The 22,370-nt window shown below is 64.6% G+C and carries 19 protein-coding genes, 1 pseudogene and 1 riboswitch; of the genes and pseudogenes, 12 read left to right on the plus strand and 8 right to left on the minus strand.

The features are described from left to right. Nucleotides 1-156: pseudogene (locus tag C7441_RS21270) on the plus strand (ribulose-phosphate 3-epimerase); the annotation flags it as partial. Nucleotides 157-294: 138 nt separating this feature from the next. Here the strand turns inward: C7441_RS21270 and nagA are convergent. From nagA to C7441_RS21290, 4 genes are read right to left on the minus strand one after another with little or no spacing between them, the layout of a single operon-like run. Beyond that, nucleotides 295-1,455, minus strand: a complete 1,161-nt coding sequence (gene nagA / locus C7441_RS21275) for an N-acetylglucosamine-6-phosphate deacetylase (RefSeq protein WP_109614582.1) — start codon at nucleotides 1,453-1,455, stop codon at nucleotides 295-297. Continuing rightward, on the minus strand, nucleotides 1,452-2,462 hold the full coding sequence (locus C7441_RS21280; protein ID WP_109614583.1) for an SIS domain-containing protein: 1,011 nt from the start codon (nucleotides 2,460-2,462) through the stop codon (nucleotides 1,452-1,454). The genes nagA and C7441_RS21280 overlap by 4 nt, the downstream gene beginning before the upstream one ends. 19 nt (nucleotides 2,463-2,481) lie before the next feature. Further along, entirely contained in the window at nucleotides 2,482-3,267 is a 786-nt protein-coding gene (locus C7441_RS21285) for a GntR family transcriptional regulator (RefSeq protein ID WP_109614584.1), read from the minus strand. Beyond that, nucleotides 3,260-4,144 (minus strand): glucosamine kinase nucleotide-binding domain-containing protein, encoded by an 885-nt coding sequence (locus C7441_RS21290; protein WP_109614585.1) that lies wholly within the window; start codon nucleotides 4,142-4,144, stop codon nucleotides 3,260-3,262. The genes C7441_RS21285 and C7441_RS21290 overlap by 8 nt, the downstream gene beginning before the upstream one ends. Nucleotides 4,145-4,576: 432 nt before the next feature. Between C7441_RS21290 and C7441_RS21295 the strand changes: the two genes are divergently transcribed. The 5 genes from C7441_RS21295 to C7441_RS21320 all read left to right on the plus strand — a co-directional run bounded on the left by C7441_RS21295 (nucleotide 4,577) and on the right by C7441_RS21320 (nucleotide 9,999). Then, nucleotides 4,577-5,836: an ABC transporter substrate-binding protein gene (locus C7441_RS21295; RefSeq protein ID WP_019172053.1), complete on the plus strand. Its 1,260-nt coding sequence runs from the start codon at nucleotides 4,577-4,579 to the stop codon at nucleotides 5,834-5,836. 69 nt (nucleotides 5,837-5,905) lie between these two features. Further along, the gene (locus C7441_RS21300) at nucleotides 5,906-6,829 is read left to right on the plus strand and encodes a carbohydrate ABC transporter permease (protein ID WP_109614639.1); all 924 of its coding nucleotides are present in this window, start codon (nucleotides 5,906-5,908) and stop codon (nucleotides 6,827-6,829) included. An 8-nt stretch (nucleotides 6,830-6,837) separates the two neighbouring features. After that, entirely contained in the window at nucleotides 6,838-7,680 is an 843-nt protein-coding gene (locus C7441_RS21305) for a carbohydrate ABC transporter permease (protein ID WP_019172051.1), read from the plus strand. Nucleotides 7,681-7,682: 2 nt separating this feature from the next. Continuing rightward, on the plus strand, nucleotides 7,683-8,744 hold the full coding sequence (locus tag C7441_RS21310) for a Gfo/Idh/MocA family protein (protein ID WP_109614586.1): 1,062 nt from the start codon (nucleotides 7,683-7,685) through the stop codon (nucleotides 8,742-8,744). 250 nt (nucleotides 8,745-8,994) lie between these two features. Next, the gene (locus tag C7441_RS21320) at nucleotides 8,995-9,999 is read left to right on the plus strand and encodes an ABC transporter ATP-binding protein (protein WP_109614587.1); all 1,005 of its coding nucleotides are present in this window, start codon (nucleotides 8,995-8,997) and stop codon (nucleotides 9,997-9,999) included. Nucleotides 10,000-10,230: 231 nt separating this feature from the next. On the opposite strand, the gene phaR is transcribed toward C7441_RS21320, so the two are convergent. Further along, nucleotides 10,231-10,827: a polyhydroxyalkanoate synthesis repressor PhaR gene (phaR, locus tag C7441_RS21325; RefSeq protein ID WP_109614640.1), complete on the minus strand. Its 597-nt coding sequence runs from the start codon at nucleotides 10,825-10,827 to the stop codon at nucleotides 10,231-10,233. Nucleotides 10,828-11,123: 296 nt separating this feature from the next. Here phaR and C7441_RS21330 point away from each other — a divergent pair, with 296 nt between their 5' ends. Both C7441_RS21330 and phbB read left to right on the plus strand, forming a co-directional pair. Beyond that, entirely contained in the window at nucleotides 11,124-12,308 is a 1,185-nt protein-coding gene (locus C7441_RS21330; RefSeq protein ID WP_109614588.1) for an acetyl-CoA C-acetyltransferase, read from the plus strand. 169 nt (nucleotides 12,309-12,477) lie between these two features. Beyond that, the gene (gene phbB / locus C7441_RS21335) at nucleotides 12,478-13,200 is read left to right on the plus strand and encodes a beta-ketoacyl-ACP reductase (RefSeq protein WP_109614641.1); all 723 of its coding nucleotides are present in this window, start codon (nucleotides 12,478-12,480) and stop codon (nucleotides 13,198-13,200) included. Nucleotides 13,201-13,335: 135 nt separating this feature from the next. On the opposite strand, the gene C7441_RS21340 is transcribed toward phbB, so the two are convergent. Further along, nucleotides 13,336-15,159: an ABC-F family ATP-binding cassette domain-containing protein gene (locus C7441_RS21340; RefSeq protein ID WP_109614589.1), complete on the minus strand. Its 1,824-nt coding sequence runs from the start codon at nucleotides 15,157-15,159 to the stop codon at nucleotides 13,336-13,338. 132 nt (nucleotides 15,160-15,291) lie between these two features. Continuing rightward, nucleotides 15,292-15,921 (minus strand): thiamine diphosphokinase, encoded by a 630-nt coding sequence (locus tag C7441_RS21345; protein ID WP_109614590.1) that lies wholly within the window; start codon nucleotides 15,919-15,921, stop codon nucleotides 15,292-15,294. A 106-nt stretch (nucleotides 15,922-16,027) separates the two neighbouring features. After that, nucleotides 16,028-16,149, plus strand: a riboswitch (TPP riboswitch). 45 nt (nucleotides 16,150-16,194) lie between these two features. Here C7441_RS21345 and thiB point away from each other — a divergent pair. The 4 genes from thiB to C7441_RS21365 all read left to right on the plus strand — a co-directional run bounded on the left by thiB (nucleotide 16,195) and on the right by C7441_RS21365 (nucleotide 21,356). Beyond that, entirely contained in the window at nucleotides 16,195-17,196 is a 1,002-nt protein-coding gene (gene thiB, locus C7441_RS21350; protein ID WP_109614642.1) for a thiamine ABC transporter substrate binding subunit, read from the plus strand. A 58-nt stretch (nucleotides 17,197-17,254) separates the two neighbouring features. Beyond that, nucleotides 17,255-18,952 carry a thiamine/thiamine pyrophosphate ABC transporter permease gene (gene thiP, locus C7441_RS21355; RefSeq protein WP_244916219.1) on the plus strand — a complete coding sequence of 566 codons (1,698 nt, stop codon included), beginning with the start codon at nucleotides 17,255-17,257 and terminating at the stop codon, nucleotides 18,950-18,952. Further along, nucleotides 18,949-19,689, plus strand: coding sequence for a thiamine ABC transporter ATP-binding protein (gene thiQ / locus C7441_RS21360; protein ID WP_109614591.1), 741 nt, complete (start codon nucleotides 18,949-18,951; stop codon nucleotides 19,687-19,689). Before thiP ends, thiQ begins: the two co-directional genes overlap by 4 nt. 197 nt (nucleotides 19,690-19,886) lie before the next feature. Then, entirely contained in the window at nucleotides 19,887-21,356 is a 1,470-nt protein-coding gene (locus C7441_RS21365) for a M48 family metalloprotease (protein ID WP_109614644.1), read from the plus strand. 66 nt (nucleotides 21,357-21,422) lie between these two features. Here the strand turns inward: C7441_RS21365 and C7441_RS21370 are convergent, their stop codons facing one another. Further along, nucleotides 21,423-22,283 (minus strand): RNA polymerase factor sigma-32, encoded by an 861-nt coding sequence (locus C7441_RS21370; RefSeq protein ID WP_026060367.1) that lies wholly within the window; start codon nucleotides 22,281-22,283, stop codon nucleotides 21,423-21,425. Between the last annotated feature and the right edge of the window lie 87 nt (nucleotides 22,284-22,370).

A 22,370-nucleotide genomic window follows, 5' to 3' on the forward strand; every position in this document is an offset into this window, starting at 1 on the left:
ATCGACGGCGGCGTCACGCCCGAAACCGCGCCGCTGGTCACGGCCGCCGGCGCCAATGTGCTGGTGGCGGGCTCGGCCGTGTTCAAGGGCGGCACGCCGGACGCCTATGCCAGGAACATCGCCGCGATACGCGCGGCCGGCGACGGGGCGCTCTGATATTTTGCGGCGAGGGCATCCCTCGCCGTCAGATACCGGAGCGGCGGTCATCCTGACGGATGCCCTTGCGCCGCTGCATCTCATTGTTTTAGCCGCATTTGTGCGACGCCAAGCGATTCCGCTTGGCTGCAAGATGCTCTAGTTCGAAAACACCTTGTCGCCCTCGATCCACACACCGCGTACCGAAAGGTCGTCGGAGAGGTGGACGATGTTCGCCGCCGAGCCGGTCATCAGACGGCCGAGCCTGCCGTCCTGGCCGACCGCCTCGGCCGGGTAGAGCGAGGCCATGCGCAGCGCCTCGTCCAGTTCCAGTCCAAGCCGCTCGTAAACGAAACGCACGGCCGAAATCATGTCGAGATCGGCGCCGGCCAGCGTGCCGTCCTCCAGTCTCAGGCTGCCATTCTCGCGCTTGATCAGGCGGCCGTTCAGCGTGAACGACTTCATGTTTGTGCCGATGGGCGCCATGGCATCGGTGACGAGGAAGATCTTTCCCGCGCCCTTCTTGGATTTCAGCGCGATCTCCATCGTGGCGGGATGCACATGAATGCCGTCGGCGATCAACCCGGCATAGAGTGTTTCGCTGTCGATCGCGGCGCCGGCAACACCCGGCTCGCGATTGCCGATCTGGCTCATGGCGTTGAAGAGATGCGTGGCCATGGTAGCGCCGGCCCCGGCAAAAGCGCGCGCGGTCGCGTAGCTGGTGTCGGTATGGCCGAGGCTGACCACCACCTCGGCCTGGCTGAGACGGGTGACTTGCGCGAGCTCGACCGATTCCGGGGCGATGGTGGTCAAGAGCACCGGCATCTTTTCACGCGCGGCGATCAGGGCCGCCTCGTCGTCGGAGGTCATCGGCCGGATCAGCGCCGGATCATGCGCGCCCTTGCGGGCAAGCGAGAGGTGCGGGCCTTCGAGATGCAGGCCGAGGAAGCCCGGCACCTTTTCCCGCGCGGCCTCGGCGCCCGCGGTCACCGTCTGCGCCGTCAGTTCCGGCGTGTCGGTGATGAGCGTCGGCAACAGCGCGGTGGTGCCGAACGGGGCGTGGGCCGCGCAAATGGTGCGGATCGCCTCCACGGACGGCGCGTCGTTGAGCATCACGCCGCCGCCGCCATTGACCTGCAGGTCAACGAAGCCCGGAGCGATCATGCCGCCGTCGAGTGCGACCACGTCCAGCCCGGCGGGCAGGTCATGACCCGCCTCGATGCGCTCGACCGTGCCGTCGCGGAGGACGAGCGCGGAGCGGTTGTGCCAGGCCTGACCGTCGAAGATGCGTGCGCCGACGATGGCGAAATTCCCGGTCATATCGTTTCCGTCACCTTGTTGAGGAAAGGCGGCTGGTCGGGGTTGAGGCCGCGATGCCGTGCGAATGCCTCGACAAAACCATAGAAGGACACGATCAGCGCCAGCGGATCGGTCAGCGGATGGCCGGTCGCAGCAAAGGGCAGGCGCACCGCCTTGCCGGCCTTGTCGGAGGTCATGAAGACCGACGCACCCTTGTCGGCAAGCTGGTCGCCGACGCCGACGACGGAATCTTCCGAAGCATCGCGCGCGGCCAGCGCCAGCACCGGGAAACCGGGGCGAACCAGCGCCATCGGACCATGGATCACTTCCGCCGCGCTGTAGGATTCCGCATGCATGGCGCAGGTTTCCTTGAACTTCAGGGCCGCTTCGCTGGCGATGGCGAAGGAAGGCCCGCGCCCGAGGATGAACAGGGAATTGGCGTTCTCCAGCGCGCCGGCAAGCTCCATCCAGTCGCAATCCACTGCCTTGCGCAGATGTTGCGGCAGGTCGGCCAGCGCGGCGAGCAGCGCTTCGTCATTGGTGCAATGCGCCATCAGCGCGATTGCGGTCACGGCCGAGTTGACGAAAGTCTTGGTGGCGGCGACGCTTTTTTCGACGCCTGCGAGGATGTCGATCGAATGTTCGCAGGTCCTGGCCAGAGGCGAATCCGGCGTGTTGGTGAGTGCGATGGTGAGCGAGCCGGCCTTGCGCGCGGCTTCCGCCATGGCGACGATGTCCGGGCTCTTGCCCGATTGCGAGATCGCCACGCAGGCCGAGCCGTTGAGCTTCAGCGGCGCGTGGTAGATGGAGGCTACCGATGGCCCGACCGAGGCGACCGCCAGCCCGGCGGTCAGCTCTACGGCATATTTCAGGAAGGTCGCGGCATGGTCGGAAGAGCCGCGCGCAACGGTGACGACGAAGCGCGGATCGCGCCTGGCGATGTCGCGGCCGGCCTCCGTCAGCACCTTGCGCGAGCGGTCGAGCAGGCGCGCCACGGCATCGGGAATTTCCTCGATCTCGCGACGCATATGGGTTTTGTCAGTCACTTCAAGCCTCCGCGGAATCCCTGTCCTGGCCCGAAAGCCTCAACTCGGCGACGAAGTCGTAGGCGTCGCCGCGATAGATGGAGCGGGTGAATTCTATCACCTTGCCGCTGGCAAGATAGGAAATGCGTTCGATGTGCAGGCAGGCCGAGCCATCCGGCACTTCGAGAAGCCGGGCGTCGGCCCCGGCGAGATTGACCGCCGAAATACGCTGAACGGCGCGGATGGGGCGATTGCCCGTTTCTTCGAGCGTGGCATAGAGCGAGCTGACGACCGAGCCGGGATCGGGCAGAGCCGCGACCGAAAGCGAGGCACGTTCGATGGCCATGGGTATGTCGTTGGCGATGCGCAGGCGGCTGACGCGCGCCACCATCTCCTTGGCCGACAGGCCGAGCACCATCATCTCGTCGGGCGAGGGCGGGTAGATGCCCTTGTCCAGCCAGACGGAGCTTGCCGTCATGCCGCGCCGGGCCATGTCGTCGGTGAAGGAGGTCAGCCGCGACAGCGACTGCTCGACGCGTTCGCGGCGCGGCGCAACGAATGTGCCGGAGCCGTGGCGCTGCACCAGAAGGCCGCTTTTCACCAGATCCTGCACCGCCTTGCGCACCGTCACGCGCGAGACGTCGGCCTTGAGCGCGATGTCGCGTTCGGAAGGCAGGGCATCGCCGGGGCCGATCACGCCATGGCGCACGGCGTCTTCGATGTTCTTCTTGAGCTGCAGGTAGAGCGGCGCACCGCCGCCGCCGGACGCCCTGTCGAGCAGGAACATGCGCTCGGCCGTGTCAGACATGGGCCGATGCTCCCGCCGTGCCGAACAGCCTGGCCGCCATCGCCACCGCGCCGCCCAGCGCGTCCTGTTCGGGCGCGTGAAGCAGCGCCCGGTAGCGGGCCGAAAGATGCGGGGCGACCAGCCCGGAAAGCCCGCCCAGCAGGCAAAGCCGCTGGTCGGACGAGAGCTTCAGCGCATCCAGCGCTTCCTCGATGTCGTTGACGGCGCGCGCCAGCACCGCCTTGGCCGCCGCGTCGCCCAGCACGGCATGTTCGAAGACGAGGGGGGCGAAGGCGCCGAAATTGGCGGGTTTGGACGAGGCGCCGAACTTGACGATCTCGCGCGCGTCGCCGCCGAAGCGTTCCATCACCGCTTGTGTGAGCGGCGAGGAGGGGTGGATGTCGTCATGCGCCAGCAGCGTTTCCTGCAGGAGATCGCGGCCGATGCGTGCGCCGCCGCCGAGGTCGCCCAGCATGAAGCCCCAGCCGCCGATGGTCTGCATGGCCGTGCCCTTGCGCGACATGAAGATCGAGCCGGTGCCGATGATGGCGATGGCCCCGTCATGGTCGCCCAGCGCGCCGTTGAGCGCGATCAGCGCATCGCTTTCCACCAGGCTGCGGCCGAAGGGCAGGATTTCCAGAAGCTGCTGCTTGTAGCCGCCGACATTGGTGCCGGCCAGGCCCAGCACGGCGCCCGTTTCGGGAATGAGCGCGGCGTCGCGGCCGGCATCGACGAAGGCCAGGCGCGCGGCTTCCACGATGTTGTGGCGCGCGCCTTCAAGATCGGTCATGATGTTGGCCGGACCGCTCTTGCCGCGCCCCAGCACCTGGCCGGACGCGGTTGCCAATGCGGCCCTGCAGCTTGTGCCGCCGCCATCAATTCCCAGTACCAGATCCACCGCGAAATCTCCTCGGTGGTCATGATACCAATAAAATACCAGTAGCCAAGGGTTAATTTTCGAGCACCCATTCTCTTCCCGAAAGCCGGGTGTTTTCCGTTATTTCCCTTGTGCTTGGGCGGTTTCTGACAAATCCGTTAACGCGGGTGGACAAGTGGTATTTTTTTGGTATTGTCTCTGAAGGGGAGGATTTTGGATGGCTGCAGCATTGTCGGCGTACCGCTTTGCCGGATGGGCAATCGCTCGCGGCCATATTTCGTCCCTTCACTGGTATCGACGGCGTCCGGCCGGCAGGGCGGGAGCCGGGTCGCCCGAAAGCATGGCCCGTGGCTTCGGGTCGGTGTCTTTGGGTGAGCCGAAGGGAGCGGCAGGCCGCAGCCTGATCTCTCATCGAAAAAATCGAGCCTGAACGGGTCAACAGGGAGAACCGACATGAAAACCCAGGCACTGACTGCGCTTCTGATGGCGTCCAGCATTCTCGGCTCGGCCGGCATGGCCTTCGCCGAAGACGCCACGCTGACCATCGAAAGCTGGCGCAACGACGACCTCGCCATCTGGCAGGAAAAGCTGATCCCGGCCTTCGAGGCCAAGAACCCCGGCATCAAGGTCGTGTTCGCGCCCTCGGCGCCGACCGAGTACAACGCCGCCCTCAACGCCAAGCTGGATGCGGGCTCGGCCGGCGACCTCATCACCTGCCGTCCGTTCGACGCCTCGCTCGAGCTCTACAACAAGGGTCAGCTCGCCGACCTGACCAGCCTGGCCGGCATGGAGAACTTCTCCGATGTCGCCAAGTCGGCCTGGACCACCGACGACGGCAAGGCCACCTTCTGCGTGCCGATGGCCTCGGTCATCCACGGCTTCATCTACAACAAGGACGCGTTCGAGCAGCTCGGCATCACGCCGCCGGCGACCGAGGACGAGTTCTTCGCCATGCTCGACAAGATCAAGGAAGACGGCACCTACATCCCCATGGCAATGGGTACCAAGGACCTGTGGGAAGCCGCCACCATGGGCTACCAGAATATCGGCCCCAACTACTGGCATGGCGAGGAAGGCCGCAACGCCCTCATCAAGGGCGAGCAGAAGCTGACCGATCCGCAGTGGGTCGAGCCCTTCGCCACGCTCGCCAAGTGGAAGGACTATCTCGGCGACGGCTTCGAGGCGCAGAGCTATCCGGACAGCCAGAACCTGTTCACGCTCGGCCGTGCGGCCATCTACCCGGCCGGTTCGTGGGAAATCTCGGTGTTCAATACCCAGGCCCAGTTCAAGATGGGCGCCTTCCCGCCGCCGGTGAAGGCGGCCGGCGACACCTGCTATATCTCCGACCACAACGACATCGGCATCGGTCTCAATGCCAAGAGCAAGAACGCCGAAGCCGCCAAGACCTTCCTGACCTGGGTCGCCTCGCCGGAATTCGCGACCATCTACGCCAACGCGCTGCCGGGCTTCTTCAGCCTGAACTCGGCGCCGGTGAAGATGGAAGACCCGCTGGCGCAGGAATTCGTCTCCTGGCGCGACAAGTGCAAGTCGACCATCCGCTCGACCTACCAGATCCTGTCGCGCGGCACGCCGAACCTGGAGAACGAAACCTGGGTCAAGTCGGCCAACGTGATCAACGGCACCGAGACCCCGGAAGCGGCTGCGGCCGAACTCCAGAAGGGTCTTGAGAGCTGGTACAAGCCGGCAAAGTAAACTCGCTGAAGCAACAAGGCACGGGCCGCTCCGGCGGCCCGGCGCCGTTCATAAGGGATGGGTCAGCGCATGGAAGGCACGCAACGCAGACGGCGACGCTGGCACATAGCCGTATTCCTGGCGCCGGCGATGCTGGTCTACACCGCGATCATGATCCTGCCGCTGTTCGGCACGCTGCAGCTGTCGCTGTTCACCGCCGATGGCCAGTCGCGCGTCTTTGCCGGGCTCGACAATTTCCGGCGGCTGTTCCTCGATCCGCGCTGGTCGGCCAGCTTCTGGAACGCGCTCGGCAACAATTTCTGGTTCTTCATCATCCACATGCTGGTGCAGAACCCGATCGGCATCGGCCTTGCCGCGCTGCTTTCCAGCCCGAAATTGCGCTTTTCGGCCTTCTACCGCACCGCGATCTTCATCCCGACCATCCTGTCCTTCGTCATCGTCGGCTTCACCTGGAAGCTGATCCTGTCGCCGCTGTGGGGTGTCGCGCCCAACCTGCTCGATCTCGTGGGCCTGAAAAGCCTGTTCACGCCGTGGCTCGGCAAGGAGCAATATGCGCTCACCACGCTCGGCCTGATTTCGGTGTGGCAGTTCGTCGGCATCCCGATGATGCTGATCTACGCCGCGCTGCTGTCGATCCCCGACGAGGTTATCGAGGCGGCCGAATGCGACGGCATCACCGGCATGTCGCAATTCTGGAAGATCAAGCTGCCGCTGATCCTGCCCTCCATCGGCATCATCTCGGTGCTGACCTTCGTGGGTAATTTCAACGCCTTCGACCTGATCTATTCGGCGCAAGGCGCGCTTGCCGGGCCGAACTATTCGACCGACATTCTCGGCACCTTCCTCTACCGAACCTTCTTCGGTTTCCAGTTGCAGACGGGCGATCCCTATATGGGCTCGACCATCGCCTCGATGATGTTCTTCATCATCCTCGCCGGCGTGTGCCTCTATCTTTTCGCCATCCAGACGCGCCTGCGTCGGTATCAGTTCTGAGGCCCGCGATGAGCAGCAAGGCGACAACCTCCCTTCCGCGCACCATCGCGGCCCACGCGATCCTGCTTCTCTACACGGCCATTGCGCTGTTTCCGGTGCTGGTCATCATCGTCAACTCGTTCAAATCGCGAAACGCGATCTTCCGCACGCCGCTGTCGCCGCCGACGGCTGAAACCTTCGACCTGATCGGCTACCGGACCGTGCTCGCGCAGGGCGATTTCCTGCTCTATTTCCAGAACAGTTTTGTCGTCACCGTCGCCTCGCTGTTTTTCGTGCTGCTGTTCGGCGCGATGGCGGCGTTTGCCCTCGCCGAGTACCGCTTCAGGGGCAATACGCTGATGGGGCTCTATCTGGCGCTCGGCATCATGATCCCGATCCGGCTGGGCACGGTCGCGATCCTGCAGCTCATGGTGGCGAGCGGGCTGGTCAACACGCTGACCGCGCTGATCCTCGTCTATACGGCACAGGGCCTGCCGCTTTGCGTCTTCATCCTGTCGGAATTCATGAAGCAGGTGTCCGACGACCTGAAGAACGCGGGGCGCATCGACGGGCTTTCCGAATACCGCATCTTCTTCCGCCTCGTGCTGCCTCTGGTGCGGCCGGCCATGGCCACGGTTGCGGTGTTCACCATGATCCCGATCTGGAACGACCTGTGGTTTCCGCTGATCCTCGCGCCTTCCGAGCCGACCAAGACCATCACGCTCGGCGCGCAGCTCTTCATCGGGCAATATGTCACCAACTGGAACGCCGTGCTGGCGGCCCTGTCGCTGGCGATCCTGCCGGTGCTCATCCTCTATCTGTTCTTCTCGCGGCAATTGATCCGCGGCATCACTTCCGGAGCCGTCAAGTGAGTGTGAATTCCCAAAAACCCCTGCGCGTGCTTGCTGCCGGGCTCGGCAATATGGGCCGCAGCCACGCTCTGGCCTATCACCGCAATCCGGGCTTCGAGATCGTTTCGCTGGTCAACCGCTCTCAGGTGGAACTGCCGCAGGAACTGTCCGGCTACGAGATCCGGCCGTCCTTCATGGAGGCGCTGGCCGAGTTGCAGCCGCACGTCGCCTCGATCAACACTTATTCCGACAGCCATGCCGACTATGCGGTGGCCGCCCTCGAGGCCGGTTGCCATGTCTTCGTGGAAAAGCCGCTGGCGACCACCGTTGCCGATGCCGAGCGCGTCGTGGCCGCCGCCAAAGCCAACGGCCGCAAGCTGGTCATCGGCTATATCCTGCGCCACCATCCGTCCTGGGTGCGGCTGATCGAGGAAGCGAGGCGGCTTGGCGGGCCATATGTGTTCCGCATGAACCTGAACCAGCAGTCGAGCGGCCACACCTGGGAGACGCACAAGCAACTCATGAAGACGACCTCGCCGATCGTCGATTGCGGTGTGCATTATCTCGACGTGATGTGCCAGATCACCGACGCCAGGCCGGTCGAGGTGCGCGGCATGGGCCTGCGCCTGTCGGACGAGATCGCGCCCGACATGTACAATTACGGCCACCTGCAGGTGCTGTTCGAGGACGGCTCGGTGGGTTGGTACGAGGCCGGCTGGGGGCCGATGATGTCGGAAACCGCCTTCTTCGTGAAGGACGTGATCTCGCCCAATGGTTGCGTCTCCATCGTCATGGACGAAAAGGCGAAATCGGATGACGTCGATGCTCATACCAAGACCAACATGATCCGCCTGCACCGCGCCGCGACCGGTCCGGATGGCCGCTTTGCCGCGCCGGACGAAAACCTGTCCATGACCGGCGAGCCGGGCCACCAGGAGCTGTGCGAGCTTGAACAGGCCTATCTCCTGAAGGCGATCCGCGAGGACATCGACCTCACCCGTCACATGAGCGATGCGGTCAAGTCGTTGGCCGTCTGCCTCGCCGCGGATGAAAGCGTGCGCACCGGCAAGGCGGTGCGGCTGTGATTGGGCAAGTATCGGAAATGCAAGCGCTTCACGTTGCCCCCCTGTATCCTGCCGGACATCTCCCCCACAAGGAAAGAGATCACTCGGCCGCATTCATGCCCCTTCGCTTGCAACGCTGGAGGTTGGCGAAAGCCGAAGTGATAGCCAATCTCCCCCCTTGTGGGGGAGATGTCCGGCAGGACAGAGGGGGGTATGAAGAAGCGGGACGATACTTCGGTCACGCCCATCCTCGCGATAATGGAGGCAGCGCATGGGCTCGCTGAAAATCGAAAACGTCAAAAAATCCTTCGGCAGCGTCGATGTGCTTAAGGGTATCGACCTTGAGGTCGAGGACGGCGAGTTCGTCGTTTTCGTCGGCCCTTCGGGCTGCGGCAAGTCCACGCTGCTGCGCGTCATTGCTGGGCTTGAGGACGCGACCTCGGGCAATGTGCTGATCGACGGCCGCAAGGTGGACGCCGTGCCGCCGGCCGAGCGCGGCATCGCCATGGTGTTCCAGACCTATGCGCTCTATCCGCATCTGACCGTGCGCAACAATATGAGCCTCGGCCTCAAGCAGGCGAAGACGCCGTCGGACGAGATCGCGCGGCGCGTGACGGCCGCCTCCACCATGCTGTCGCTCGATCCCTATCTGGAACGCCGGCCGGCGGAACTGTCGGGCGGACAGCGCCAGCGCGTGGCCATCGGCCGCGCCGTGGTACGCGAGCCGAAGCTTTTCCTGTTCGATGAACCGCTGTCCAACCTCGATGCGGCGCTGCGCGTCAACACGCGGCTGGAGATCGCCCAGTTGCACCGGCGCCTGTCGGCCACGATGATCTATGTCACGCACGACCAGGTCGAGGCGATGACGCTGGCCGACAAGATCGTGGTGCTGAATGCCGGCCGCATCGAGCAGGTCGGCAGGCCGATGGATCTCTACAATTCACCGGCTAATGAATTCGTTGCAGGCTTCATCGGCTCACCCAAGATGAATTTCATCGACGCCGCACGGTTCGGCGAGACGAAGGCAAAAACCATCGGCGTGCGGCCGGAGCATCTGACTGTGGATGCCAAGTCGGGCGCCTGGAAGGGTACGGTGGTGCATGCCGAACATCTCGGTGCCGACACCAATCTCTATCTCGATACCGAGCAGGCAGGGCTGCTGACGGCGCGCATCTTCGGCGTCTACGACGCAGAGCCGGGCGCCACGCTCTACGCCACGCCGCACCCGGAAAAGACCTATCGCTTCGACGCGGACGGCCGCACGATCGCGGGGTAGGGACTGCATTTTCTCTCCCTTCGACGGGCGCGGGTGAGTTCGTAGCTTGCCCTGATCTGCTGGTGCGGACCCCTCTCCCTCGCCCCATGAAATGGGGGGAGGTGGCTCGGAAGCGAGACGGAGAGGGATAATTTCGCTGGGGGACTGGGCGCTGCCCTCCGCTATGGCTCCGGACGTTCGTCGTCAAAAAACCAAATCGTTGGCTTTTTGTGCGCTGGCGCGCACCACTCCTCACCCCATAGAATCGATCTTGCGCTGCATGGCGGCGATCTGTTCCTTCAGTTCCTGAAGGTCGTCGGCCTTGGTTTCGCCCTTCTTCTCGGCCTCGCCCTGCGGCGCGGGGTTGCCGCCCTGCGGGAAGGCGGTGAACATGCGCATCGCGTTCTGGAACATCTCCATGTTGCGGCGCGTCTGTTCTTCCAGCGCCTTCATCGGCGTCATTTTCATCATGTCCATCGGCGCCTTGCCGAAGGCCGATGTCATCTGCTCGCGAAAGCGCTCCTGCTCCTTGGCGAAGGCAACCATCGACTGTTCGAGGAAGCTCGGCACGATCATCTGCATCTGGTCGCCGTAGAAGGCGATGAGCTGGCGCAGGAACGGGATCGGCAGCATGTTCTGGCCGTCCTTGTTCTCCAGCTCGAAGATGATCTGCGTCAGCACCGCATGGGTGATGTCCTCGCCGGACTTGGCGTCCTGCACGCTGAATTCCTCGCCGCGCTTCACCATCTCGGCGAGATCCTCGAGGGTCACATAGGTGCTGGTCCCCGTATTGTAGAGGCGGCGGTTGGCGTATTTCTTGATCACCACCGGATCGTCCTTGGCGGGCATCAACATCCTCCCCGGCGGCCGGTGTGCGCGCTTTGGCGGGCAGTCCGGCAACGATTGCATTTCAGGTCAGGATATGCGCAAAGCCGCTGCAATTCCAAGCGCTTTGTGCAGTGCGGGATCATTTGGCCGCAAACCGCCGCGAATGCGGGCTTTTCCGCGGCGCCCGCGCTCTTCGCAATGGCGTAATTCGCCCGCCTTCAACCATTTCCGATTTGACTCGCCCCCGCGAACGGGCAAGAAAAGTCAGTGGAGAGAACTGTGCGGCGCGTCTGCCGCGAACCATTCTGGAGACGAAAATGTCCGCGTCCAACGCAATCGTAATCGCCAGCGCCGCGCGCACGCCGGTTGGCTCCTTCAACGGCTCCTTTGCGACCGTTTCCGCCCACGAACTCGGTGCCGTCGTCATTCGCGAGGCGCTCGCGCGCGCCGGCGTCGAGGCGGCGGAAGTGGACGAGGTCATTCTCGGCCAGGTGCTGCAGGCCGGGCAGGGCCAGAACCCGGCCCGCCAGGCTTCGATAGCCGCCGGCCTGCCCAAGGAAACCACCGCCTGGAGCCTCAACCAGGTCTGCGGCTCGGGTCTGCGCGCGGTGGCGCTCGGCATGCAGCAGATCGCCACGGGCGATGCGAAGATCATCGTCGCCGGCGGGCAGGAATCCATGTCGCTGTCGCCGCACTGCCAGCATCTGCGCGCCGGCGTGAAGATGGGCGACTTCAAGATGATCGACACCATGATCAAGGACGGCCTGTGGGATGCCTTCAACGGCTACCACATGGGCAACACCGCCGAGAACGTCGCGCGCCAGTGGCAGCTCACCCGCGAGGATCAGGACGCTTTCGCGCTCGCCTCGCAGAACAAGGCCGAGGCCGCGCAGAAGGCCGGCAGGTTCAGGGACGAGATCGTGCCGGTCACGGTCAAGGGCCGCAAGGGCGACACGGTGGTCGACCAGGACGAATATATCCGCCACGGCGCCACGATGGATGCGATGCAGAAGCTGAAGCCTGCCTTCGACAAGGAAGGCACGGTGACGGCCGGCAATGCCTCGGGCATCAATGACGGCGCGGCCGCACTGGTGCTGATGACGGAGGCGGAAGCCGCCCGCCGCGGCCTCGCCCCGCTGGCGCGCATCGTTTCCTGGGCCACCGCCGGCGTCGATCCGGCCATCATGGGAAGCGGCCCCATTCCCGCCTCGCGCAAGGCGCTGGAAAAGGCGGGCTGGAGCGTCGGCGATCTCGATCTGGTCGAGGCCAATGAGGCCTTTGCCGCGCAGGCCTGCGCGGTCAACAAGGACATGGGTTGGAACCCGGACATCGTCAACGTCAATGGCGGAGCCATCGCCATCGGCCACCCGATCGGTGCCTCGGGCGCGCGCATCCTCAACACGCTGCTCTACGAGCTGCGCAGGCGCGGCGGAGGCAAGGGGCTCGCCACCCTGTGCATCGGCGGCGGCATGGGTGTGGCCATGTGCGTCGAGGCGCAATAACGAGATCGGGACGGGCGGCTTTAAGCCGCCCGTTTTCGTTTCAGGGACGCCGCTCCGGGAATGGGAGAATGGAATGCCGGTCGAGCGGCCGATGAAGAAGAACCGGTGAGCGGAAAATCGTCGCCGGGACATGTCAGGCAAGTCACTGCAGCGCAAAGGGGAACAGGCCATGGCCAGAACAGCAATCGTCACCGGCGGCACGCGTGGCATCGGCGCGGCGATTTCGATCGCCTTGAAGACTGCCGGCTACAAGGTGGCCGCCAACTATGCCGGCAACGATGAAGCGGCGGCGAAGTTCCGCGAGGAAAACGGCATCGCGGTCTACAAATGGTCCGTGGCCGACTACGACGCCTGCGCGGCGGGCATCGCAAAGGTCGAGGCCGAGCTGGGGCCGGTCGACATCCTCGTCAACAATGCCGGTATCACCCGCGATTCCATGTTCCACAAGATGACGCGCGAGCAGTGGGACGAGGTCATCAACACCAATCTGCACGGCGTCTTCAACATGACGCATCCGCTGTGGAGCGGCATGCGCGACCGCAAGTTCGGCCGCGTCATCACCATCTCGTCCATCAATGGCCAGAAGGGGCAGGCGGGGCAGGTGAACTATTCCGCCTCCAAGGCCGGCGACATCGGCTTCACCAAGGCGCTGGCGCAGGAGGGCGCGCGCGCCGGTATCACGGTCAATGTCATCTGCCCCGGCTATATCGCCACCGACATGGTGATGGCGGTGCCGGAAAAGATGCGCGAGGCCATCGTCGCGCAGATCCCGGCCGGTCGTCTCGGCACGCCGGAGGAGATCGCGCGCTGTGTGCTGTTCCTGGCTTCGGACGACGCCGGCTTCATCACCGGCTCGACCATCACCGCCAATGGCGGACAGTATTTCTGCTGAAGCATGATCCCGAAAGGTGCAGACTTTTCGGACAGGGTCATGCCTGAAAAGCCATGACTTGGAGAGGGGCGGCATGTCTCCCCATGCCGGTTTCCCGGAAGCGTCCCGGGAGCGGGTGAGGCAGGTCCGGCGCGCTCAGTTCGCGCCGGATTCCAGTTCCTCGCGCAGCATCTCCAGCTCCAGCCACTCGTCTTCCATGGTGGCGAGCGAAGCACGCTCCTTGTCGAGCGCCGCAATGGTCTTCTGAAACCCTTTCGGGTCGCGCTCGTAGAAAGCCGGGTCGGCGATGTGGTTTTCCAGCTCGGCGATGGAAGCCGAAACCGCCGCCATCTTCGAGGGCAGGTTTTCGAGCGCGAATTTCTGCTTGAACGAGAGCTTTTTTGCCGCCGCCTTGGGCGCTGATCCGGCGGCTTCCGCGCGCGGCGTCTCGGTCTGCTGCTTGCGCGCATCGCGGCGGTCGTTCAGCCGCGTGCCGCCACGCTGGGCCAGCATGTCGGAATAGCCGCCGGCATATTCCAGCCAGCGCCCGTCGCCCTCCGGCGCGATCACGCTGGTCACGGTGCGGTCAAGGAAGTCGCGGTCGTGGCTGACGAGGATGACCGTGCCGGCAAAACCCGCCACCAGCTCCTGCAAGAGTTCCAGCGTTTCCATGTCGAGGTCGTTGGTCGGCTCGTCGAGCACCAGCAGGTTCGCCGGCCGCGCCAGCACGCGCGCAAGCAGCAGCCGCGCCCGCTCCCCGCCGGAAAGCTCGCGCACCGGCGTGCGCGCCTGCTCGGGCTTGAACAGAAAGTCCTTCATGTAGGAGACGACGTGGCGCTGCTCGCCATTGATGACGAGGCTTTCACCGCGCCCGTCGGTCAGGTAGTTCGCCAGCGTCTCCTGCGGATCGACCGCCTCGCGCTTCTGGTCGAGCGTGGCGACCTCCAGATTGGTGCCGAGGCGGATGCTGCCCGCGTCGGGCGCCAGTTCGCCGGTCAGCATTTTCAGCAGCGTCGTCTTGCCGGCTCCATTGGGGCCGACAAGACCGATGCGGTCGCCGCGCTGGATGCGCGTGGAAAAATCCTTCACGACCGTCAGGTCGTCAAAACTTTTCGAGATGTTTTTTGCCTCGATCACCAGCTTGCCGGATTCGGTCGCGTCGCTGGCCACCATCATGGCCGTACCCTCGGCACCACGATGATTGCGAAAACGCTGGCGCATGTCCTGCAACTCGCCCAGCCGGCGCATGTTGCGCTTGCGCCGCGCGGTCACGCCATAGCGCAGCCAGTGCTCCTCGCGCACGATCTGGCGGCCGAGCTTGTGCTGCTCGCGCTCCTCTTCTTCCAGCACTGCATCGCGCCATTCCTCGAAATGGGCAAAGCCCTTTTCCAGCCGGCGCGTCTGGCCGCGATCGAGCCAGACCGTGGCCTTCGACACGCGTTCGAGAAAACGGCGGTCGTGCGAAATCACGATCAGCGCCGAGGAAGAGCGTACAAGCTCGTCCTCCAGCCATTCGATGGTTTTCAGGTCGAGATGGTTGGTCGGCTCATCGAGCAGCAATATGTCGGGCTCCGGGGCCATGACGCGCGCGAGTGCGGCGCGGCGCGCCTCGCCGCCGGAGAGGTCGTCGGGGCGCTCGTCGCCGGTGAGGCCGAGATGTTCGAGCAGGTAGGTAGCGCGATAGGGATCGTCGGCCGGCCCAAGCCCCGCCTCGACATAGGCGCGCGCAGTCGCAAAGCCGTCCATGTCCGGTGCCTGCGGCAGATAGCGGATGGTGGCCGTGGGCTGACGGAACACCTCGCCGTCCTGCGCGTCGACCATGCCGGCGGCGATTTTCAGCAGCGTCGACTTGCCCGACCCGTTGCGGCCGACCAGTGCGATGCGGTCGCCGGCCGCAGCCGCCAGCGAGGCTCCATCGAGCAGCGGCGTGCCGCCGAAGGTCAGCTTGATGCCGTCGAGATTGAGAAGCGGTGGCGCCATCAGGTGGTTTCCTTCACAGATATCGAAGCACCCCCCTCACGGGTTTGCAGCGCAAACAACCGCGAGGTGGTCCCAAGGGCCGGTGAGGGGGAGATGATGAAATGTCTCATGACGCCGGAGAGCTCTTGCCGTTCAACCCGGATGCGCCACGAGGATCGCGCGGCCGCGCTTCAGCGAAATGCGCAATGTGCCGCGCACTTCGTTGGACAGCGTAAGCGATGAGCCGAATGGCACCTCGACGCGGTCGAGCGGCCATTTGGCACCCTCTTCGGTGAGGCCGGATAGCTCCGAGAAAGCCAGTATCGAAAACAGCGTGCCATCCGGATAATCGAAGGTGGTGGTGCCCGGCAGCACGGGGCTGCCTTCCTGCGTGCCGCCGGTCAGCAGGGTCGGCGTGCGGGCTTCGGCCAGCCGCAGCGCAAGCGCCAGATGCAGGAAGGCATGGTCGGCGCGCGGGCCGCCGAAGGCGCCCGCCAGCACCAGCGATGTCGCCCCCAGTTCCAGCGCCGCGGCTACCGCCAGTTCGCCGTCGGTCATGTCCTTGTCGGAGGAGAAGCTGCGCCTTTCGACGTCGGCATAACGTTCGCAAAGCTCCTGTGGCGTGGAATCGAAATCGCCCACCCAAAGCTCCGGCGTCACGCCCAGCGTTGCGGCGTGGCGGATGCCGGAATCGGCCGCGATCACGCGCGCGTCCACGATCTGCGCGTCGAGACGCGCGGTGCGGGCGAGATCGCCGCCAAGCAGGATGAGAAATCGGCTCATGGTGGCTCGCCTCCTATCATGCGCAGGCCCCGGAACGGAAGTGCGGGCGGCGTTGTACCGGCAACAATGCCGCTTGCGTGCGCATGCACTTCGCCCTATGTCTCATAACGCTCTAACGGGGTGCCGGACGCGTTTTCGCGAACCGGCTGAGAGGCCAAGGGGATACCCGGCTAACCCGCTGAACCTGATCCGGTTTGTACCGGCGGAGGGATTAGATGCTTCCGGATGGCCGGCGCTTCAAATTCCCTTGCAACATGTATGGAGGAAGCGCCGATGCGCACTTTGTTTTTCTCGCTCGTTTCGTCACTGGCCATTGCCGCCGCCCTGCCGGCATTCGCCGCCGACAAGCTCACCGTCTACACCTATGAGAGCTTCACGGCCGAATGGGGGCCCGGCCCGCAGGTGAAAAAGGCTTTTGAGGCCGAATGCGGCTGCGAGGTCGATTTCATCTCGGTTGCCGATGGCGTGGCGCTGCTCAACCGCGTCAAGCTCGAAGGCAAGTCGACCAAGGCCGACATCGTGCTCGGTCTCGACACCAACCTCACCGCCGAAGCCAGGGCCACGGGCCTGTTCGCTCCCTCTGGCGTCGATCTTGCCGCTGTGAAGGTGCCGGGCGGTTGGAGCGACGACATGTTCGTGCCTTACGACTACGGCTATTTCGCCGTCATCTACAACACCGAGACGCTGAAGAATCCGCCCAAAAGCCTGAAGGATCTGGTCGATGGCGATGCCAGCGAAAAGATTGCCATTCAGGACCCGCGCACTTCCACGCCGGGGCTGGGCCTGCTGCTCTGGGTCAAGGCGGTCTATGGCGACAAGGCCCCCGAAGCCTGGGCCAGGCTGAAGGACCGCGTGCTGACGGTGACGCCGGGCTGGAGCGAAGCCTATGGCCTGTTCACCAAGGGCGAGGCGCCGATGGTGCTGTCCTATACCACCTCGCCCGCCTATCACATGATCGCGGAAAAGACCGACAAATATCAGGCCGCGCCGTTCGAGGAAGGCCACTACCTGCAGGTCGAGGTCGCCGGCATCACCGCCGCCGGCGCGCAAAATCCGCTGGCGAAAAAGTTCATGGACTTCATGACCGGTCCCGGCTTCCAGGACGCAATCCCCGAAACCAACTGGATGTTCCCGGCCGGCAAGACCGACAAGCCGCTCGATCCCGCTTTCGACAAGCTGGTGAAGCCGGCCAGGACGCTGCAGATCAGTGCCGAGGACGTCGCCGCCAACCGCAAGGCCTGGGTGGACGAGTGGCTTGGCGTGATGAGCAAGTGAGCGTCTTACCCTCCCTTTTGGGGGGGCGATCGCGAAGCGCGGGGTGGATTATGATGAAATGAGCACTTCTATCGAACCCCCACCCCGGTTCGCTCACACCGCTTCGCGGCACGGGCTTTTTTACCCTCCTCACAAGCGGGAGGGTAGGGTCGGCGATTCCCGCATTGCCGCCGGCGTCATCGCGCTGGTAGCCATCGCCGTCCTCATCGGCGGCGCTTTTGTAGGCCTCATCCTGGAAGGCATCAACGATCTTTCAGGCGCGATCGCCGCCTTCGACGGCTATCTCTTCCGTGTGGCGCGTTTCACGCTGTGGCAGGCGTTGCTGTCGACGTCGCTGTCCGTCATCCCGGCGCTGTTCGTCGCCCGCGCGCTGTCGCGGCATCCGAGCTTTCGGGGACGCGGGCTGATACTGCGCCTGTTTGCGGTGCCCTTGGCATTGCCGGCCATCGTGGTGGCGCTCGGCGTGCTTGCGCTCTACGGCCGGGCCGGCTATTTCGCCGGCCTGCTGTCACAAATCTCGGGCGAAGGCTGGCCGGGCATCTATGGCCTGTCGGGCATTCTGGTGGCGCACGTGTTCTTCAACCTGCCGCTGGCCACGCGCCTGTTTCTCGAAGCGCTGAACACGGTGCCGGCCGACCAGTGGCGGTTGGCAAGCCAGCTCGGCATGGGCGCGCGCGCCGGCTTCCGGCTGATCGAGTGGCCTGCCTTGCGCGCCAGTCTGCCGGGTGTGGCAGGGCTGGTATTCATGCTGTGCATCACCTCCTTCACCATCGTGCTGACGCTGGGCGGCGGCCCGCGCGCCACCACGCTGGAAGTGGCGATCTACCAGTCCCTGCGCTTCGACTTCGATCCGGCGCGCGCGGTGGCGCTGACGCTGCTGCAAATCGTACTCACAATGGCGGTCGTCGCCGCCTTGATGCGGCTTGGCGCCAATGTGACGGGCGATGCCAATCTCTCGGTGGTGCCGCGCCGCCATATTCCGATAAGCCGAGGCGGGACGGCGCTCGACGCGCTGTTGATCGCGCTGGCCCTGGCCTTCGTCGCCGGGCCGATGCTGGCGACCATTTTCTCCGGGCTGGAGGCCGATCTGGCGCGGCTTGCCGGCGAGGCGGCCGTGCGGCGCGCGGCTGCAACCAGCCTGATCCTCGCCTGCCTGTCGGCGCTGCTGTGCGTGGCGCTGACGGCAGCGCTCACGATGGCGCGTCGGGCGCTGGCGCTGAAGCGCGGCGCGAATGGCCCGAGAGCCCTGCTGGAGCGGATGACCGACACCGGCGCCGGCTTCGTGCTGGTGGTGCCGCCCATCGTCATCGGCGCGGGCTGGTTCGTGCTTCTGCGCCATGCGGGGGACGTCTTCGCACTGGCGCCGGTCATGGTGGTGACGGTCAATGCGGTGATGGCGATGCCGTTCGCGCTGCGCGCCGTGCGCCCGGCCTATGATGCGGCAAGCGAGCGGCACGAGCGGCTTTGCGCGCAGCTGGGCGTTGCCGGCTGGAACCGCCTGCGGCTGATAGAATGGCCGGTGCTGCGGCGCCCGCTTTCCACCGGCTTTGCCTTTGCCATGGCGTTGTCGCTCGGCGATCTTGGCGTCATTGCGCTGTTCGGCAGCGATTCGGTGCAGACGCTGCCCTATCTGCTGCTGGCGCGCATGGGCAGCTATCGTACCGCCGACGCCGCCGGCATCGCCCTGTTTCTCGGCATTCTCTGTCTTGCGCTGATGGCGTTGGCCGACCGGCTTGGAAAGGAAACCGCCAGATGATCCCGCAGCCCAAGGGCGCAGCAGACATCGTGCTCGATGATGTCGCCTTCACCTATGAAGACATGCACATGCTGTTCGACGTGACGATGAAGGCGGGCGGTATCATCAGTGTCATGGGCGCGAGCGGGTCGGGTAAATCCACCTTGCTCAACCTCATCGCCGGCTTTGAAAGGCCCGATTCCGGGCGCGTTCTCATCGGCGGCGCGGATGTCACCGATATGCCGCCCTCGGCGCGTCCGGTGTCGATGGTGTTCCAGGAAAACAACCTGTTCGCGCACCTGACCGTCGAGCAGAATGTCGGGCTCGGCCGCTCGCCCGCCCTGAGGCTGACCGACGCCGACCGCGTCGAAATTTCCGACGCGCTTGCCCGCACCGGCCTTGCCGGCAAGGAAAAGCGCCTGCCGCGCGAGCTTTCCGGCGGCGAGCGCCAGCGCGTGGCCCTGGCTCGCGTGCTGGTGCGTGACCGGCCGGTGCTGCTGCTCGACGAGCCCTTTGCCTCGCTCGGACCGGGCCTGCGAGAGGATATGGTCGATCTCGTCATGGCCGTGCATGCCGAACGTGGCATGACTGTGGTTTTTGTGACACACCAACCGGAGGATGCAAGGCGAATTGGCGGAAATCTGCTGTTTCTGGAGCATGGAAGGGTGGTTGCCGAGGGAAAAACGGCCACATTTTTCGGCAAGGATGGCCCCGAAGCCTTCCAACGCTATATGGGAACGGGTGGTGCCTCCGCATAAAGCCGGAGAAATGCCCGGAAGCGGACATAATTTGTGGTCACAGCACCGTCATGGACTGCCGGGAATTCTTGTCTTGCCAGGAGGACTATGGCTAGGTCCGAACGATAACGGTTCGTGATGCATCGCGGCCGTTGTGTGACGAAAGGAATGCGGCTCTGTCGATCTGCCTGATCCCTGCCGGAGAATTGCTCTCGCCGGTGCGCGTCCATGCGCGCCGCGCCGCAGCCGTTGGCCTGCTCGCTCTGGTGGCGGGCTGTCAGGCGCTGAGTGGCGCCGATATCAAGGAATCCGGCTTCCAGCCTTCCAACAATCCGATCACGGTCGACAATGTCTCGCGCAACGACCGCATGGCCGAGCTGGCCAAGAGCCAGCATCCGCGCATTCTTGCGACCTATGGCGGCGAATATTCGGATCCCAGGCTGGAGCGGATGGTGGCCAAGGTGGTGGGCAACCTGACCACGGTGTCGGGCAATCCGACGCAGGCCTACCGCATCACCATCCTCAATTCGCCCAACGTCAATGCTTTCGCGCTGCCGGGCGGTTATCTTTATGTCACGCGCGGCCTTCTGGCGCTCGCCAACGACTCGGCCGAGCTTGCCGCCGTCATCGCGCATGAAATGGGCCATGTGACCGCCAATCACGGCATCCAGCGCCAGCAGAAGGAAGCCGAAGAGGTTCTGGCCAACAAGGTGGTCACCGATGTGCTCGGTGAAAGCCCCACGGCCAAGGTGGCCCTGATCCGCGGCAAGCTCCGTCTCGCCCAGTTTTCGCGCAACCAGGAGCTGGAGGCCGACGCCATCGGCATCAAGGCCAGCGGGCAGGCCGGGTTCGATCCCTATGCGGCGGGTCGCTTCCTGCAATCCATGGCCGCCTACAGCGATTTCCGCTCGGTGTCGGGCGCGACCGATCCGAGCCTCGATTTCCTTGCCAGCCACCCCAACACGCCGCAGCGCATCGAACTGGCGCAGCGCCATGCCCGCCTTGTCGGCGTGCCCGGAACCGGCCTGCGCGACCGCGATTCCTTCCTCGCCGGCATCGATGGCATGCTTTATGGCGACACGCCCGACGAAGGCTATGTGCGTGGCACGACCTTCCTGCATCCACGCCTCGGCATCTCCTTCTCGGTGCCGACAGGCTTCGTCATCGACAACACCGCCGCCGCCGTCACCGCCACCGGTCCGGGCGACATGGCGATCCGCTTCGATGGCGTGAGCCTCGACCGCAAGACCTCGCTGCCCGATTATCTGCGCAGCGGCTGGGTGGCAGGCCTCGACGCCAACAGCGTGCGGGCCGAAACCGTCAACGGCAATGAGGCCGCTACCGCCACCGCGCGCGCCGATGGCTGGCAGTTCGGCATCACCGTCATCCGCGCCGGAGACCAGGTTTATCGCCTGCTGACGGCGGCCCCCCTGGCCAGCACCTCGCTGGCGCAGGTTTCGCGCTCGGTGAGCGACAGCTTCCGCGTGCTGACGCCGGCGGAGAAGGCAGCGCTGAAGCCTCTGCGCATTCGTGTCGTGACCGTGCGGCCGGGCCAGAACATCGGCACGCTCTCGGCCATGATGGTAGGCGTGGACCGCAAGCTTGACCTGTTCCGTGTGCTGAACGGCCTTGCGCCGGGCGCGACGGTTTCGGCCGGCGACAAGGTCAAGATCGTCACCGACCGGTAACATGCAAAAAGACGCCCCGGCAAAACCGGGGCGCCGCTGCTTTGAAAGGTCTGCGAAGAAAAACCGTCAGGCCGAAAGGAAGGCCGGGCTTTCCTTCACCAGCGCGGTTTTCAGCTTCTCCAGCGCGCGGCTTTCGATCTGGCGCACACGCTCCTTGGAAATGCCGAGCGTCTCGCCCAGCGCCTCCAGCGTGGCGCCTTCGTCCTGCAGCCGGCGCTCCTCGATGATGCGCAGCTCGCGCTCGTTGAGCACGCCCAGCGCCTTCTTCAGCCAGTCGGAGCGACGCTCGATGTCGATCGCCTCTCCCACCACCTCGTCCGGTAACGGGTCCTCCGAGATCAGGAAGTCCATGCGGTCGGCCGAGCCGCCGCTGTCGTCTATCAGCGGTGCGTTGAGCGAGGCATCGGGGCTGGAAAGGCGGGCATCCATCATCGCCACATCGGCTTCCGAAACACCGAGGGCTTCGGATATTTCCTTGTAGAGCGCGCTGCTGGAAGTCACTTCCTGCCCACGCGCAAGCCGCGCGCGCAGGCGACGCAGGTTGAAGAACAGCGCTTTCTGCGCCGAACTCGTGCCGCCGCGCACGATCGACCAGTTCTTGAGGATGTAGTCCTGCATGGAGGCGCGGATCCACCAGGTCGCATAGGTGGAGAAGCGCACGTCGCGGCCGGGTTCGAAACGCGCCGCGGCTTCCAGCAGGCCGACATGGCCTTCCTGTATCAGGTCGCCCATGGGCAGACCGAAATACCGGAACTTCGTCGCCATCGAAATCACCAGCCGCATATGCGCGGTGGTGATGCGATGCATTGCTGCCTGATCGTTGTGTTCTTTCCAGCGAAGGGCCAACTCGTGCTCCTCGCCTCTCTCCAGATAGGGCGCCTTCATGGCCGCCCGGATCATCGTTCGCCTTGCCTTGTCTTCAGTCATCCTGCGCGCTCCCAAACTCCCGGCGCAATTACGTCTTACCGTACCGAGCTGGCGGGCTCGGGGATTGAAGTCACAACCAACCGCCCT

Source organism: Pseudaminobacter salicylatoxidans (genome assembly GCF_003148475.1).
Taxonomy (GTDB): domain Bacteria; phylum Pseudomonadota; class Alphaproteobacteria; order Rhizobiales; family Rhizobiaceae; genus Pseudaminobacter; species Pseudaminobacter salicylatoxidans.

Excerpts from the sequence above, each read along its gene's own strand:
- nagA (WP_109614582.1), bottom strand. The coding sequence starts at position 1,455 with ATGACCGGGAATTTCGCCATCGTCGGCGCACGCATCTTCGACGGTCAG.
- C7441_RS21280 (WP_109614583.1), bottom strand. The coding sequence starts at position 2,462 with ATGCGTCGCGAGATCGAGGAAATTCCCGATGCCGTGGCGCGCCTGCTC.
- C7441_RS21285 (WP_109614584.1), bottom strand. The coding sequence starts at position 3,267 with ATGTCTGACACGGCCGAGCGCATGTTCCTGCTCGACAGGGCGTCCGGC.
- C7441_RS21295 (WP_019172053.1), top strand. The coding sequence starts at position 4,577 with ATGAAAACCCAGGCACTGACTGCGCTTCTGATGGCGTCCAGCATTCTC.
- C7441_RS21300 (WP_109614639.1), top strand. The coding sequence starts at position 5,906 with ATGGAAGGCACGCAACGCAGACGGCGACGCTGGCACATAGCCGTATTC.
- C7441_RS21305 (WP_019172051.1), top strand. The coding sequence starts at position 6,838 with ATGAGCAGCAAGGCGACAACCTCCCTTCCGCGCACCATCGCGGCCCAC.
- C7441_RS21320 (WP_109614587.1), top strand. The coding sequence starts at position 8,995 with ATGGGCTCGCTGAAAATCGAAAACGTCAAAAAATCCTTCGGCAGCGTC.
- phaR (WP_109614640.1), bottom strand. The coding sequence starts at position 10,827 with ATGCCCGCCAAGGACGATCCGGTGGTGATCAAGAAATACGCCAACCGC.
- C7441_RS21330 (WP_109614588.1), top strand. The coding sequence starts at position 11,124 with ATGTCCGCGTCCAACGCAATCGTAATCGCCAGCGCCGCGCGCACGCCG.
- phbB (WP_109614641.1), top strand. The coding sequence starts at position 12,478 with ATGGCCAGAACAGCAATCGTCACCGGCGGCACGCGTGGCATCGGCGCG.
- C7441_RS21340 (WP_109614589.1), bottom strand. The coding sequence starts at position 15,159 with ATGGCGCCACCGCTTCTCAATCTCGACGGCATCAAGCTGACCTTCGGC.
- C7441_RS21345 (WP_109614590.1), bottom strand. The coding sequence starts at position 15,921 with ATGAGCCGATTTCTCATCCTGCTTGGCGGCGATCTCGCCCGCACCGCG.
- thiB (WP_109614642.1), top strand. The coding sequence starts at position 16,195 with ATGCGCACTTTGTTTTTCTCGCTCGTTTCGTCACTGGCCATTGCCGCC.
- thiP (WP_244916219.1), top strand. The coding sequence starts at position 17,255 with ATGAGCACTTCTATCGAACCCCCACCCCGGTTCGCTCACACCGCTTCG.
- thiQ (WP_109614591.1), top strand. The coding sequence starts at position 18,949 with ATGATCCCGCAGCCCAAGGGCGCAGCAGACATCGTGCTCGATGATGTC.
- C7441_RS21370 (WP_026060367.1), bottom strand. The coding sequence starts at position 22,283 with ATGACTGAAGACAAGGCAAGGCGAACGATGATCCGGGCGGCCATGAAG.